The organism is Massilia phyllosphaerae (assembly GCF_034659755.1).
Lineage (GTDB): Bacteria > Pseudomonadota > Gammaproteobacteria > Burkholderiales > Burkholderiaceae_D > Telluria > Telluria phyllosphaerae.
The window spans coordinates 220,757-234,395 of record NZ_JAXSQX010000001.1; the positions used below are offsets into that span (position 1 = coordinate 220,757).

The following is a 13,639-nucleotide window of genomic DNA, read 5'->3' on the forward strand; positions in this document are numbered from 1 at the left end:
CGCTGCCAAATACCATGAGCCAACCATCTAATGTTTCTCTCTCCTACCGCGATGCCGGTGTCGATATCGATGCCGGCGACGCCCTGGTCGAAGCGATCAAGCCCCTTGCCAAGCGCACCATGCGCGAAGGCGTGCTCGGTGGTATCGGCGGTTTCGGCGGCCTGTTCGAGATCAGCAAGAAGTTCAAGGAGCCGGTCCTGGTCTCCGGTACCGACGGCGTCGGCACCAAGCTGAAGCTGGCTTTCGAGCTGAACCGCCACGACACGGTCGGCATCGACCTGGTCGCCATGAGCGTCAACGACATCCTGGTGCAGGGCGCCGAACCGCTGTTCTTCCTCGATTACTTTGCCTGCGGCAAGCTGGACGTGGCCACCGCCACCGCCGTGGTATCGGGCATCGCCCGCGGCTGCGAAGAGTCGGGCTGCGCGCTGCTGGGCGGCGAGACCGCCGAGATGCCGGGCATGTACCCGGACGGCGAATACGACCTGGCCGGCTTCGCCGTCGGCGCGGTCGAGAAGTCGCAGATCATCGACGGCAGCAAGATCGTCCCCGGCGACGTGGTGCTGGGCCTGGCCTCGTCGGGTATCCACTCGAACGGCTACTCGCTGGTGCGCAAGATCATCCAGGTCGCCAAGCCCGACCTGGAAGCCGACTTCCACGGCCGCAAGCTGGCCGACGTGCTGATGGCCCCGACCCGCCTCTACGTCAAGCCGCTGCTGGCGCTGATGCAGACGATGGAAGTGAAGGGCCTGGTGCACATCACCGGCGGCGGCCTGGTCGAGAACATCCCGCGCGTGCTGCAGGATGGCCTGACCGCCGTGCTGGACGCCAAATCGTGGACCATGCCGCCGCTGTTCCAGTGGCTGCAGCAGCACGGCGGCGTGGCCGACGCCGAGATGCACCGTGTGTTTAACTGCGGCATCGGCATGACCGTGATCGTGTCGAAAGAGAATGCCGACGCCGCCATGGCGCAGTTGCAGGCGGCCGGCGAGACCGTCTACCGCATCGGCGAGATCCGCGCCCGCGCCGACGGCGAAGCGCAGACCATCGTGGCTTGATGCCGCGCTGGTAATAAACAAGAAGACGGGCGCCGCGGCGCCCGTTTTTCATGGGGCGGTCACGGCATCGCCGCGTCCTTGCCGATGTTCTTGTCGAGAAATTTTTCGACCCGGCCCCAGAAGTCGATACGGTCCTTCGAGAGGCTCCAGCCATGGCCTTCGTCCGCGTATTCGATCCAGTCGACCTGCTTGTTGGTCTGCTTGACCGCGTCGTAGAACTGGCGGCCGTGGTACAGCGGCACGCGCAGGTCGGCGCCGCCGTAGGCCAGCAGCAGCGGCTGGCGGATGCGCGCCGCCTGCCGGATCGGCGAGGTGGCGGCAAATTGGGCGGCATCCTTGACCGGGTCGCCGATCAGTTCCGGCATCCTACTGCCGCCATTCTTCCGACACGTTCGACTGCACGCCCCAGTGGCCGTTGTACAGCAGCCCGATGTCGGTCACGCCGGCCCAGTCCACCCCGCAGCGGTACAGGTCCGGATCGCGGGCCAGGCCCATCAGGGTCGCGTAGCCGCCGTAGCTGGCGCCGGCGATGCAGATGCGCCTGGGGTCGGCGATGCCTTGCGCGATCGCCCAGCGCGCGCCGTCGGCGATGTCGTCCTGCATCGCCAGGCCCCATTGCTTCCAGCCGGCCATGAAGTGCTTCACGCCGAAGCCGGTGGTGCCGCGGAACGACGGCTCCAGCACCGCATAGCCGCGCGACGCCAGGAACTGCGATTCCGGATCCCAGCCCCAGGTGCTGCCGCGCACGTACGGACCGCCATGCACCAGCACCACCAGCGGCAGTTTGGCATCCTTGGCGGCGCCGGCCGGACGGGTCAGCAGGGCCGGGACGTCGAGGCCGTCGCGTGCCTTATAGTGCAGCACTTCCTGGCGGCCCATGCGGCGGCTGTCGATCCCGGGGTGGGCCGTGCCGAGCCGGTCCAGCTTTCCGGTCTGCAGGTTGTACAGCAGGTAAGTGGCAGGCTGGACGTCCGAATAGGCGCGCACCAGCGCCCACTGCGCATCGGGCGCGGCCGGCAACGACACCGAGTCGATGGTCGACGGCAGCAGCTTGTCGATCTTGTCCTGCAGCGCCTGCATCGCCGGATCGAACCAGGCCGTGCCCTCGGCATCGGTTTCGTAGCGCACGCCCAGCAGCTTGCCGCGCCGGGTGAGCAGGCGGCCGGCAAAGTCGTAGCCGGCGGTTTCGACCAGCGCTTCCGGCTTGATCTTGCCGGTGGCGTAATCGAAGGCGTACAGCGCCAGCTTGTCCTTGCCGCCGCGCGCGGTCACGTACAGCGTGCCGTCCGGACCGAAGCCGAGCGGGGAAAAGGCGCCGCGGCCGCCGGTGTAGGCGTTGTAGCTGGCCAGGGTGCGCCAGCGGCCATCGGCCGGGTCCAGGTAGTAGATGGTGGTAACACCGTCGTGCCGGCCGACGGCCAGGCGCGGCTTGCCCTCGTGGTCGAGCATCCAGCTGCGCACCGGCCCCGGCGCCGCCACCGTGGTGGTCCTGCCGCTCAGCGTGTCCAGGCGCAGCAGGTCGACGGTGCGCACTTCGCCGCGGGTGTCGAGTACCGGGCTGGTCACGTACAGGAATTCGGAATCCTGGGCACCGGCGCCGTGCATCAGGAAGGTATGCCAGGGCAGCAGCGGGCGCTTGGCGCGGCTCATGCCCTCGCTCACGAAGGCTTCGCCGCGGCGGGTGGCCAGCTGGCGCAGGCCGGCGCCGTCGCGGTTGACCGCGTACAGGCCGGCGCCCAGGTTTTCCTCGCCCGGCGCGGTGGCGCGGTCGGTCACGTCGAAGGCGAGGCGCTCGTCGTTGACCCAGACCACGCGGCCGATGTCGGCGTCGCTGTAGGCGGCAACCACCTTGCTCTTGTTGTCTTGCAGGTCGATCACCGCCAGCATCAGGCGCTGGCCGGCGCCGCCGGTGCGCGCCGCCAGGTAGCGGCCGCTGGGCGACAGGATGGCGCCGCCAAAGCTGGCATTCTCGAAGAAGCTGGACAGCGCGGGCAGGGCGGTGCCATCCGGCGCGGCCTCGACAGGGATGCAGAACGGCAGGGCGAGGCACAGCGCCAGCGCAGCGCTGCGGCGCAGGACGGCATTCGACAATGGCATGGCTTTCCTTGGCAAGATGATTTTCATTCGGGCGCGCGGAGATGCTCGACCAGCCCCATGCTGGCAGTCGACGGCGGCCGGCTCAGGAGGCTGGCGATCACCAGCACCGCCAGCCCGGCCGGCACCCCGAACACGCCGGCTGAAATCGGCGCGATATGGAACCAGGCGGCGTCGGCGCTGCCGCCCAGGATCGGGTTAGTGTGCAGCATGTAGTACACGCACACCAGGAAACCGCCGATCATGCCGGCGATCGCGCCCTGGTGGGTGGCGCGTTTCCAGAACACGCCCGCCACCAGCGCCGGGAACAGCGTCGAGCCGGCCAGCGAGAAGGCCGCGCCCACCAGCGACAGGATGTCGGCCGGCTTCTGGGAAGCGACGTAGGCGGCAATGAAGGCGACCGCCAGCAGCAGCAGTTTCGAGATCGTGACCCGCTTCTGGGTCGAGGCGCCCGGATCGACGATCTTGAAATAGATGTCGTGCGACAGCGCGTTCGAGATCGCCAGCAGCAGGCCGTCGGCGGTGGACAGCGCCGCCGCCAGCCCGCCGGCCGCCACCAGCCCGGAAATCACGTAGGGCAGGCCGCCGATTTCCGGCGTGGCCAGTGTCAGCACGTCGCCGTCGATCGCGATCTCGGCCAGCTGCACGATGCCGTCGCCATTGACGTCGACGATGCTGATCAAAGGGTTGGCCTTGTCCACGTTGGCCCAGTACGAGACCCAGGTCGGCAGCTTGGAAAAGTCGGTGCCGACCAGCGAGGTATAGATGTCGTACTTGGCCAGCACCGCCAGCGCCGGCATCGTCAGGTAGATCAGCAGGATGAAGAACAGCGCCCAGAACACCGACACCCGGGTCTCGTTCACCGAAGGCGTGGTGTAGGCGCGCATCAGCAGGTGGGGCAGGGCGGCGGTGCCGAACATCAGGCAGAACACCAGCGCCAGGAAGTTGTTGCGGCGGATGTCCGATTCCTCCGGCGTCTTGCCGGGAAAGGGATCGGCGTGCGGCTCGGGCGGCTGGGCGCGCGCCAGGTTGGCGGCGCGTTCCTCGGTCCACAGGCGCGCCGCCTCGTCCGCCGTGCGCGGGTAGGACAGCAGTTCGCGCTCGGCGGTGCGGATTTCTCCCAGCGGCGCATTGCGGCTGCGCGCCACGTCCAGGCGGCGCTGGGCCTCGACCTTGCCCGCTTCCCACGAATGCGGCAAGCCCTTGATGCGCGCCGCGTACTCGTCGGCGCGCGCGCGGAAGGCTGTGCGCACCTGCTGCTCGCGCGGATCGCGCGCCAGCTGGGCTTCGCGCTGGGCCAGCTTGGGCAGGACCGAGCCGTAGGCCACCTGCGGCACCGGGTTGCCGGCGAACTTGGCCGACAGCCACATGGTCGGAATCAAAAAGGCGACCAGGATGATGATGTACTGCGCCACCTGGGTCCAGGTGATGGCGCGCATCCCGCCCAGGAACGAGCACACCAGGATGCTGGCCAGGCCGAGGAAGATGCCGACCGAGAAATCGACGCCGGTGAAGCGCGAGGCGATCAGCCCGACCGCGTAGATCTGCGCCACCACGTAGGTGAACGACACGATGATGGTGGCGCCGACCGCCATCGCCCGCACCGTGGTGCCGCGCCCGTCGCCGTTGCCGCCGTAGCGCGCCGCCAGGAAGTCCGGGATCGTGTACTGGGCAAACTTGCGCAGGTAGGGCGCGATCAGGAGCGCCACCAGGCAGTAGCCGCCGGTCCAGCCCATCACGTAGGCGAGGGCGTCGAAGCCGTGCAGGTACAGGGTGCCGGCCAGGCTGATGAAGCTGGCCGCCGAGATCCAGTCGGCCGCCGTCGCCATGCCGTTGAACAGCGCCGGCACCCGCCGCCCTGCCACGTAGTACTCGGACACGTTGGAGGTGCGCGCCACCACGCCGATGGTGGCATACAGCACGATGGTGCCGAACATGTACAGGTGGCCGATCCACTGGCGCGGCATGCCTTCGCGCTCGAGGATGCCGAGCGCCACCAGGAACAGCGCCAGGCAGGCCGTGAACCACAGGTAGTAGCGCGACAGGCGGCGGAAATAGCGTTTGCCGTCGGTGTTGGTGCCGCTCATGCGGCCTCCGCCAGCAGGCGCGCGAAGCGGCGGTCGAGCACGCGCATGCGCCATGCATAGGCGCCGATGACCGCCAGGTAGATCAGCGAGCTGCCCTGCGCCGCCAGGTAGAACGAGAGCGGCCAGCCGAACACCGACAGGTGCGCCAGGTCGCGCGCGAAGAACACGGTGCCGAACCAGGTCGCCAGCCACAGGCCCAGCAGGATGGCGGTCAGGCGCCGGGTGCGTGCCCAGTGCTGCGTCCGTGCGGCGGCGACCCGGGCGCGCGCGGCGGACCGGTCCGGATCGGAGGGCGAGGGCGTGGGCATGGCGGTGGATTCAATCGGCATCGGGTGCGGGAAGTTCGGGAGGCGGGAAGGTCAGCCGGAACAGGCTGCCCGGGAATTTCTTGTGCGTGCTGCGCGGGTTGTTGAAGATCTCGATGTCGGCGCAGTGCTGCTGGGCGATCTCGCGCACGATGGCCAGGCCCAGGCCGGAGCCGGGCGCGCTGGAGCCGAGGATGCGGTAGAAGCGCTCGAACACGCGCGGGCGCTCGCCTGGCGCAATGCCGGGGCCGGTGTCCTCGACTTCCAGCAGCGCCTGGCCGGCGCTGGCGCGCACGCGCACGGTGACGCTGCCGCCGCTGGCGGACGGCGTGTAGCGCAGCGCATTGTCGATCAGGTTCGACAGCAGCTCGCGCAGCATCAGGGCGTTGCCGGCGATTTCCAGTGGCTCGTCCGGCGCCTCGTAGCCGAGGTCGATCTCCTGCGCGAACGAGGCCGGCACCCAGTCCAGCACCACCTCGCGCGCCAGCACGCCGAGGTCGAGCGGGGCCAAGCCGACGCCGGCATGCGGCTGGTTTTCGGCGCGCGCCAGCGCCAGCAGCTGGTTCACCAGGCGCGTCGCCGATTCCGAACTCTTGGCCAGCTGCTCGAGCGAGCGGTGGATCTCGCCGGGATCGACCTGGCGCAGCGCCAGCTCGGACTGCATGCGCATGCCGGCCAGCGGCGTCTTCATCTGGTGCGCGGCGTCGGCGATGAAACGCTTCTGGGCGTCGATCGTGTGGGCCAGGCGCGCCAGCATGTCGTTCAGCGAACCGACCAGCGGCGAGATCTCTTCGGGTACCTGGCGCGAATCGATCGGCGACAGGTCGTCCGGCGGGCGCGCGCGGATGCGTTCCTGCAGCTGGGCCAGCGGCGACAGCCCGCGCGACAACGCGAACCAGACCAGGGCCAGGATCACCGGCAAAATGATGAACTGGGGCAGGATCACGCCCTTGATGATCTCGTTGGCGAGCTGGGCGCGCTTGTCCAAGGTTTCGGCGACCTGCACCAGCGCCAGGCTCGGTCTTGGTTGCGCCAGCGGCTGCAGGTTGATCCAGGCATAGGCCACGCGCACCGGGGCGCCGTGCAGGCTTTCGTTGCGAAAGTGGACGCGGCCGCTGCGCTCGGGCTCCTCGCCCAGCGGTAGCGGCAAATCGCGGTCGCCGTCGACCACCTCGCCGCGCGGGCCGGTCACCTGGAAATAGATGCTGTCGACGTCGTCGGCGCGCAGGATGTCGCGCGCGCTGCCGGGCAGGCGCGCCACGATGGTGCCGTCCACTTCCTTGACCTGCTGGGCCAGCACCGTGACGCTGTCTTCCAGTGCATGGTCGAAGGGTTGGTTGGCGATCGACTTCGCCACCAGGTAGGTAATGGCGATGCTCATCGGCCACAGCAGCAGCAGCGGCGCCAGCATCCAGTCGAGGATCTCGCCGAACAGCGAATGCTGGATGCTTTCCTCGGGCTCGGGGTGGGGCGGGACGTAGGGCGCCTCAGCCATCGCACCGGGCAGCGTATGCCGGGCCGGATTCTCGGGCAGCGTGCCGGCCGCCCCGGCGCGCAGGAGCCGCGGCCGCTTCACTTGCCGGCGTGGGCGGCCGCGGCGTCGTCGGACGCCTTGCGCGCGCTGTCGGCATGGCGCTCGAGGCAGTAGCCGAGGCCGCGCACGGTGGCGATGCGCACGCCGCCGGTCTCGATCTTCTTGCGCAGGCGGTGCACGTAGACCTCGATCGCGTTGTTGGAGACTTCCTCGCCCCATTCGCACAGGTGGTCGACCAGCTGTTCCTTGGACACCAGGCGCCCGGTGCGCGACAGCAGGATCTCGAGCAGGCCGAGTTCGCGCGCCGACAGGTCGAGCATCTGGTCGTTGATGTAGGCGCTGCGCCCGACCTGGTCGTACACCAGCGGGCCGTGGCGGATGACGGTGGAGCCGCCGCCCTGGCCGCGCCGGGTGAGGGCGCGTACCCGCGCCTCGAGTTCCGACAGGGCGAACGGCTTGGGCATGTAGTCGTCGGCGCCGGCGTCGAGCCCGCCCACGCGCTGCTCGATCGAATCGGCCGCGGTGAGGATCAGCACGGGCAGCAGCGAGCCACGCGCGCGCAGGCGCCGCAGCACGTCCATGCCGGACAGGCGCGGCAGGCCCAGGTCGAGGATCAGGAGGTCGAATTCCTGCGTCGACAGCGCGGTATCGGCGTCCTGGCCGTTCTTGACGCAGTCGATCGCGTAGCCGGACTGGCGCAGCGAACGCGTCAGCCCGTCCGCGAGCACGCTGTCATCTTCCGCTAGTAGAATACGCATGTCACACCCCCTGATTTCATCGTTAGACCCATCTCACGCACATATTGTGTGTGAAGTTTCGCAACATGTCGAATCGGTCAAGGCGAGGTAAATATCGCTTGCCAAAACCACTGGGATTTTATACAGTACTCGCTATTGAAAACGCGCGAGCGGCCCCTATCTTGGTTCACTCAAGGACAGAAAGAAAGTTATGGACGACAAAAAATCCGCAGTAAACGCAGCCGAGAAGGGCAAAGCACTGGCTGCTGCCCTCGCGCAGATTGAAAAGCAATTCGGCAAAGGCTCGGTCATGCGCATGGATGCCAATGCGCCGGTCGAGGAAGTGCAAACCGTGTCCACCGGCTCGCTGGGCCTGGACATCGCGCTCGGCGTCGGCGGACTGCCACGCGGCCGTATCGTCGAAATCTATGGTCCGGAATCGTCGGGTAAGACCACGCTGACCCTGCAAACCATCGCCCAGATGCAAAAACTGGGTGGTACCTGCGCCTTCATCGACGCCGAGCACGCGCTTGACGTCGGGTATGCGCAAAAGCTGGGCATCAAGCTGGACGAACTGCTGATCTCGCAGCCGGATACCGGCGAGCAAGCCCTGGAAATCACCGATGCGCTGGTGCGTTCGGGCAGCGTCGACCTGGTGGTCATCGACTCGGTGGCGGCACTGACCCCGCGCGCCGAGATCGAAGGCGACATGGGCGACTCGCTGCCGGGCCTGCAAGCCCGTCTGATGTCGCAGGCACTGCGCAAGCTGACCGGCTCGATCAACCGTACCAATACCCTGGTGATCTTCATTAACCAGATCCGTATGAAGATCGGCGTCATGTTCGGCAGCCCGGAAACCACGACCGGCGGTAACGCGCTGAAGTTCTACGCCTCGGTGCGCATGGACATCCGCCGTACCGGTTCGATCAAGTCGGGCGACGAGGTGATCGGTAACGAAACCAAGGTCAAGGTCGTCAAGAACAAGATCGCGCCGCCGTTCAAGGAAGCCCACTTCGACATCCTGTATGGCGAAGGCACGTCGCGCGAAGGCGAGATCATCGACCTGGGCGTGGACAACAAGATCGTCGAGAAGTCGGGTTCGTGGTACAGCTACGGCGGCGAACGTATCGGCCAGGGCAAGGACAATGCTCGTCAGTTCCTGAAGGATCGTCCGCAACTGGCACGCGAGATCGAAAACAAGGTCCGCGCTGCGCTGGGCGTGCGTGAACTGCCGCCTGCTGCCCCGGGCGATGCCGCCCCGGCGGTGGCTGCCGTCGGCGGCGACGAGTAATCGTCTAGATGGTGCGTCAACAGCCTGAAGATTGGTTCAAACCGGACGTGGCTAGGCGCGGCGACGAAGGCAGTGCATATGCACGACGAGGAGCTGCAACAACGCCATGGCCGGTTTGAAACAATCTTTAAGCCTGAAGGGCCGCGCATTGAAGTATCTTTCGATGCGCGAGCATAGCCGGCTCGAGCTGGGACGCAAGCTGGCCCGCTATGCCGAGGAAGGCGACGACGTCGAGGCGTTGCTCGACTTCCTCGAAAAGAACAATTGGCTGTCGCAGGAACGCTTTGCCGAATCGCTGGTGAACCGGCGTGCCGGCCGCTACGGCAACAGCCGGGTGATCTCCGAACTGCAGCAACATGGTGTCAAAGGAGACGACTTGGCTGAACTGAAATCCGAACTGGCGTCGACCGAACTGGCGCGCGCCAGAGAAGTGTGGCGCCGCAAATTCGGCACCGTCGCCGAAGATGCGGCCGCGCGCAGCAAGCAGATGCGTTTTCTGCTGCAGCGCGGTTTTTCCCAGAATGCCGTGCGCGCCGCCATGCAGGGTGGGGCGGACGAGGACGAGTAACTACAGTTCGCAGCCGGTATCGGCCATCCCATGCTCGGTTGTGCTGTTATTCTTCCAGCATATTACGATCATATCCTTCATGCATGACCGAGGCGCCAGCGTACAGCGCCATCCGTCGGCGTCCCGCCAGCAGGGGGAACGCCTCCTCAACGGCGGAATGACGCTGCACGCTGGCGCTTCCGTGCATCTGCATGCCTTCCTCTCTTATCTCCACTAAATTCCTTGCCCGCCTGTCAATCCAGTGCACATGCTGGCGCGCTGTGCTAAACTTTCATGGTTTAAGCAGCGCCGCAAGAGCGGTTGTTGCCGTAGAAGCTGCGGCAACGTGCATCAGGCACACCGGCTGCATACTTTTTATCGCCGCATTCCGGCATTGGTTTTATGCCCCTGTCTTCACCCGCTCCGCGTAAGCTCCGGCACACGCGCGCCATCACTGTCGAAGCGTTTGCGCGCGACGATGGCTTGTGGGACCTCGACGCCTGCATCCGCGACATCAAGGCGCACGACATCGTCTTGCCGTCCGGCGTCCGTCCGGGTGGCCTGCCTGTGCATGACCTCAAATTGCGCGTGACCATCGACCGCGACATGAATGTGATCGACGCCGAAGCCGCGTCCGACGCCGTTCCCTACCCCGGTTTTTGCGACACCATCGCTCCCGCCTACAAGAAGCTGATCGGCTTATCGCTGCTGAAACATTTTCGTTTGCATCTGAAGGATCGCCTGTCCGGGGTTCTCGGCTGTACCCACCTGACCGAACTCGCGCAAGTCCTGCCCACCGCGGCAATCCAGGCCTTCGCTGACGACGCGATGGCAAGCCGCACGGAAGGCGATGCCTCCGAACGGCCGTATGAACTGGACCGCTGCCATGCCCTGCGCCTCGACGGCCCTGCCGTCGAACAGTATTATCCGCGCTGGGTCCTGAAGGCGGTGCCGGGTTAGTATTCAAGGTGTTTGCCGTTTTTATTTGTTCAACCGCATCTAAATCAGTAACAGAAGAAGGGAAGCCAGCATGAAAATCCATGAGTATCAGGGCAAAGAGATCCTCCGAAAGTTCGGAGTGACCGTTCCGCGCGGCATTCCGTGCGACTCGGTCGACGGCGCTGTCAAGGCAGCTGAAGAGCTGGGCGGTCCGGTTTGGGTGGTCAAGGCCCAGATCCATGCTGGCGGTCGCGGCAAGGGCGGCGGCGTGAAAGTTGCCAAGTCGCTGGACCAGGTGCGCGAATACGCGAACCAGATCCTGGGCATGCAGCTGATCACCCACCAGACCGGTGCGGAAGGCCAGAAAGTGCGTCGCCTGCTGATCGAAGAAGGCGCCGACATCAAGAAAGAACTGTACGTGTCGCTGGTCACCGACCGCGTCACCCAGAAAGTCGTGCTGATGGCCTCGTCGGAAGGCGGCATGGACATCGAAGAAGTCGCCCACAGCAATCCGGAAAAAATCCACAGCATCGCGATCGATCCGAAAGCCGGCCTGCAAGACGCAGACGCTGACGACATCGCACGCAAGATCGGCGTGCCGGAAGGCTCGATCGAAGCCGCCCGCGCCAACCTGAAAGGCCTGTACCAGGCTTACTGGGACACCGACGCTTCGCTGGCCGAAATCAACCCGCTGATCCTGACCGGCGACGGCAAGGTCATCGCCCTGGACGCCAAGTTCAACTTCGACTCGAACGCCCTGTTCCGCCACCCGGAAATCGTCGCCTACCGCGACATCGACGAAGAAGATCCGGCCGAAGTCGAAGCATCGAAATTCGACCTGGCTTACATCTCGCTGGACGGCAACATCGGCTGCCTGGTGAACGGTGCCGGCCTGGCCATGGCCACCATGGACACCATCAAGCTGTTCGGCGGCGAGCCGGCCAACTTCCTGGACGTGGGCGGCGGTGCGACGGCTGAGAAAGTTACCGAAGCATTCAAGATCATGCTGAAGAACCCGGGCCTGAAGGCAATCCTGGTCAACATCTTCGGCGGCATCATGCGCTGCGACGTGATCGCCGAAGGCGTGATCACCGCATCGAAGGCCGTGTCGCTGCAAGTGCCGCTGGTCGTCCGCATGAAGGGCACCAACGAAGACCTGGGCAAGAAGATGCTGGCCGACTCCGGCCTGCCGATCATCTCGGCCGACACCATGGAAGACGCAGCGAAGCAAGTCGTCGCCGCTGCCGCTGGCCAAGCTTAATTCGCGAAGGAAACAAAATGTCGATTCTGATCAACAAAGACACCAAAGTAGTCACCCAGGGCATTACCGGCAAGACGGGCCAGTTCCACACCCGTATGTGCCGCGATTACGCGAACGGCCGCGAAGCCTTCGTCGCCGGCGTGAACCCGAAGAAAGCCGGCGAAGACTTCGAAGGCATCCCGATTTTCGCCAACGTCTCTGAAGCCAAGAAAGAAACTGGCGCCAACGTGTCGGTGATCTACGTGCCGCCGGCAGGTGCTGCCGCCGCGATCTGGGAAGCTGTCGAAGCCGAGCTGGACCTGGCAATCTGCATCACCGAAGGCATCCCGGTCCGTGACATGATGGAAGTCAAGGATCGCATGGCCAAGGCCGGTTCGAAGACCCTGCTGCTGGGCCCGAACTGCCCGGGTCTGATTACCCCGGACGAAATCAAGATCGGCATCATGCCGGGTCACATCCACAAGAAGGGCCGCATCGGCGTCGTCTCGCGTTCGGGCACCCTGACCTATGAAGCAGTCGGTCAGCTGACCGCCCTGGGCCTGGGCCAATCGTCGGCAGTCGGCATCGGCGGCGACCCGATCAACGGTCTGAAGCACATCGACATCATGAAGATGTTCAACGACGATCCGGATACCGATGCCGTCATCATGATCGGCGAGATCGGCGGTCCGGACGAGGCGAACGCTGCTGAATGGATCAAGGACAACATGAAGAAGCCGGTCGTCGGCTTCATCGCCGGCGTCACCGCGCCGCCGGGCAAGCGCATGGGCCACGCTGGCGCGCTGATCTCGGGCGGTGCCGACACCGCGCAAGCCAAGCTGGAAATCATGGAAGCCTGCGGTATCAAGGTCACCAAGAACCCGTCGGAAATGGCTCGCCTGCTGAAAGCGATGCTGTAATCGACCGTTCATGGTCGGGCCCGGGTAACCGGGCTCATATATAGAAGGGGAGCTGCGGCTCCCCTTTTTATTTGTCATGCCTGGCATGTCGGCCAGTCGGGGAGGGTGACATTTTTTGGCGCATGCCTGCAAATTTCGTCCAGTTGACAAAATTTGTTCAGCCTGAAGTGACAAAAATTGTCATGTGGCAAGGGTTTTTGGCAAAAAACAGGGGTTTTGATATCAGGGTGCTACCGATTCCGTACGGAAACAAGCTGGCACGCCGCTTGCAATATACAGGTCAGAAGCAAGCAGTACCGGATAAGCAGTACCCACCCTTTGAACGCAGTAACCCATCCCTGGAGAAGCAAATCATGAAAGCACCGAAAATTGTCAAGAAGGCCGAAGGCGGCTTTACCCTGATCGAACTGATGATCGTTGTCGCGATCATCGGTATCCTGGCAGCTGTCGCCATCCCGGCCTATCAGGACTACATCGCCAAGTCGAAAGCCACCGCAGCACTGGCCGACATCACCGGCGGCAAGACCCAGTACGAACTGCTGGCAACCGAAGGCACCACCCAGACCCTGACCAACGTCGGTCTCCCGACTTCGACCGGCAACTGCTCGGCTCTGGCTGTGACCGCGACCGCTGCCACCGGCGCCACCACCAACGCTATCCAATGCACCATCGCCAGCCCAGGCCGTCTGGGTACCGGTACCGTGACGATCCAGTACAACCGCGACGCTACCGGCCTGTACACCTGCACTACCACCGGCTTCGCCGATGCCAAATTCAAACCGAAAGGCTGCGAAGGTAGCTAATCGAAACGATGTGACCGCGTAGCGGTCACCTCACTCGGAATGCCGCTCAGTGCTCTGCCTGAGCGGCATATTTCATTGTGGCAG

General features: G+C 65.0%; 14 protein-coding genes. 7 read left to right on the plus strand and 7 right to left on the minus strand.

Annotated elements, in window-relative coordinates; all coding sequences use genetic code 11:
* The first annotated feature begins 14 nt into the window (after positions 1 to 14).
* Positions 15 to 1,058, plus strand: a complete 1,044-nt coding sequence (gene purM, locus U1H99_RS00940; RefSeq protein ID WP_323139911.1) for a phosphoribosylformylglycinamidine cyclo-ligase — start codon at positions 15 to 17, stop codon at positions 1,056 to 1,058.
* 59 nt (positions 1,059 to 1,117) lie between these two features.
* On the opposite strand, the gene U1H99_RS00945 is transcribed toward purM, so the two are convergent.
* The 6 genes from U1H99_RS00945 to U1H99_RS00970 all read right to left on the minus strand — a co-directional run bounded on the left by U1H99_RS00945 (position 1,118) and on the right by U1H99_RS00970 (position 7,836).
* Positions 1,118 to 1,423 carry an alpha/beta hydrolase family protein gene (locus U1H99_RS00945; RefSeq protein ID WP_323139912.1) on the minus strand — a complete coding sequence of 102 codons (306 nt, stop codon included), beginning with the start codon at positions 1,421 to 1,423 and terminating at the stop codon, positions 1,118 to 1,120.
* A gap of 1 nt (position 1,424) precedes the next feature.
* Positions 1,425 to 3,155 carry a S9 family peptidase gene (locus U1H99_RS00950; RefSeq protein WP_323139913.1) on the minus strand — a complete coding sequence of 577 codons (1,731 nt, stop codon included), beginning with the start codon at positions 3,153 to 3,155 and terminating at the stop codon, positions 1,425 to 1,427.
* 23 nt (positions 3,156 to 3,178) lie between these two features.
* Positions 3,179 to 5,239, minus strand: coding sequence for a sodium:solute symporter family protein (locus U1H99_RS00955; RefSeq protein ID WP_323139914.1), 2,061 nt, complete (start codon positions 5,237 to 5,239; stop codon positions 3,179 to 3,181).
* Positions 5,236 to 5,568: a DUF4212 domain-containing protein gene (locus U1H99_RS00960; RefSeq protein ID WP_323139915.1), complete on the minus strand. Its 333-nt coding sequence runs from the start codon at positions 5,566 to 5,568 to the stop codon at positions 5,236 to 5,238. The genes U1H99_RS00955 and U1H99_RS00960 overlap by 4 nt, the downstream gene beginning before the upstream one ends.
* A complete protein-coding gene (locus U1H99_RS00965) occupies positions 5,558 to 7,039 on the minus strand; it encodes a sensor histidine kinase (protein ID WP_323141189.1) in 1,482 nt (493 codons plus the stop codon). The genes U1H99_RS00960 and U1H99_RS00965 overlap by 11 nt, the downstream gene beginning before the upstream one ends.
* Positions 7,040 to 7,116: 77 nt before the next feature.
* Entirely contained in the window at positions 7,117 to 7,836 is a 720-nt protein-coding gene (locus U1H99_RS00970; protein ID WP_323139916.1) for a response regulator, read from the minus strand.
* A gap of 190 nt (positions 7,837 to 8,026) precedes the next feature.
* Between U1H99_RS00970 and recA the strand changes: the two genes are divergently transcribed.
* Positions 8,027 to 9,106: a recombinase RecA gene (recA, locus tag U1H99_RS00975; protein WP_323139917.1), complete on the plus strand. Its 1,080-nt coding sequence runs from the start codon at positions 8,027 to 8,029 to the stop codon at positions 9,104 to 9,106.
* Between the two features lie 106 nt (positions 9,107 to 9,212).
* On the plus strand, positions 9,213 to 9,674 hold the full coding sequence (gene recX / locus U1H99_RS00980; protein WP_323139918.1) for a recombination regulator RecX: 462 nt from the start codon (positions 9,213 to 9,215) through the stop codon (positions 9,672 to 9,674).
* Positions 9,675 to 9,720: 46 nt separating this feature from the next.
* On the opposite strand, the gene U1H99_RS00985 is transcribed toward recX, so the two are convergent.
* Complete coding sequence (locus tag U1H99_RS00985) at positions 9,721 to 9,867, minus strand: hypothetical protein (RefSeq protein ID WP_323139919.1); 147 nt, start codon at positions 9,865 to 9,867, stop codon at positions 9,721 to 9,723.
* Positions 9,868 to 10,055: 188 nt separating this feature from the next.
* Between U1H99_RS00985 and U1H99_RS00990 the strand changes: the two genes are divergently transcribed.
* The 4 genes from U1H99_RS00990 (at position 10,056) to U1H99_RS01005 (ending at position 13,555) form a co-directional block, all read left to right on the plus strand.
* A complete protein-coding gene (locus U1H99_RS00990) occupies positions 10,056 to 10,613 on the plus strand; it encodes a DUF2889 domain-containing protein (RefSeq protein WP_323139920.1) in 558 nt (185 codons plus the stop codon).
* Positions 10,614 to 10,683: 70 nt separating this feature from the next.
* Positions 10,684 to 11,853 carry an ADP-forming succinate--CoA ligase subunit beta gene (gene sucC / locus U1H99_RS00995; RefSeq protein ID WP_323139921.1) on the plus strand — a complete coding sequence of 390 codons (1,170 nt, stop codon included), beginning with the start codon at positions 10,684 to 10,686 and terminating at the stop codon, positions 11,851 to 11,853.
* Between the two features lie 17 nt (positions 11,854 to 11,870).
* The gene (gene sucD, locus U1H99_RS01000; protein WP_141831448.1) at positions 11,871 to 12,752 is read left to right on the plus strand and encodes a succinate--CoA ligase subunit alpha; all 882 of its coding nucleotides are present in this window, start codon (positions 11,871 to 11,873) and stop codon (positions 12,750 to 12,752) included.
* Positions 12,753 to 13,105: 353 nt separating this feature from the next.
* Positions 13,106 to 13,555 (plus strand): pilin, encoded by a 450-nt coding sequence (locus U1H99_RS01005; protein ID WP_323139922.1) that lies wholly within the window; start codon positions 13,106 to 13,108, stop codon positions 13,553 to 13,555.
* Positions 13,556 to 13,639 lie beyond the last annotated feature (84 nt).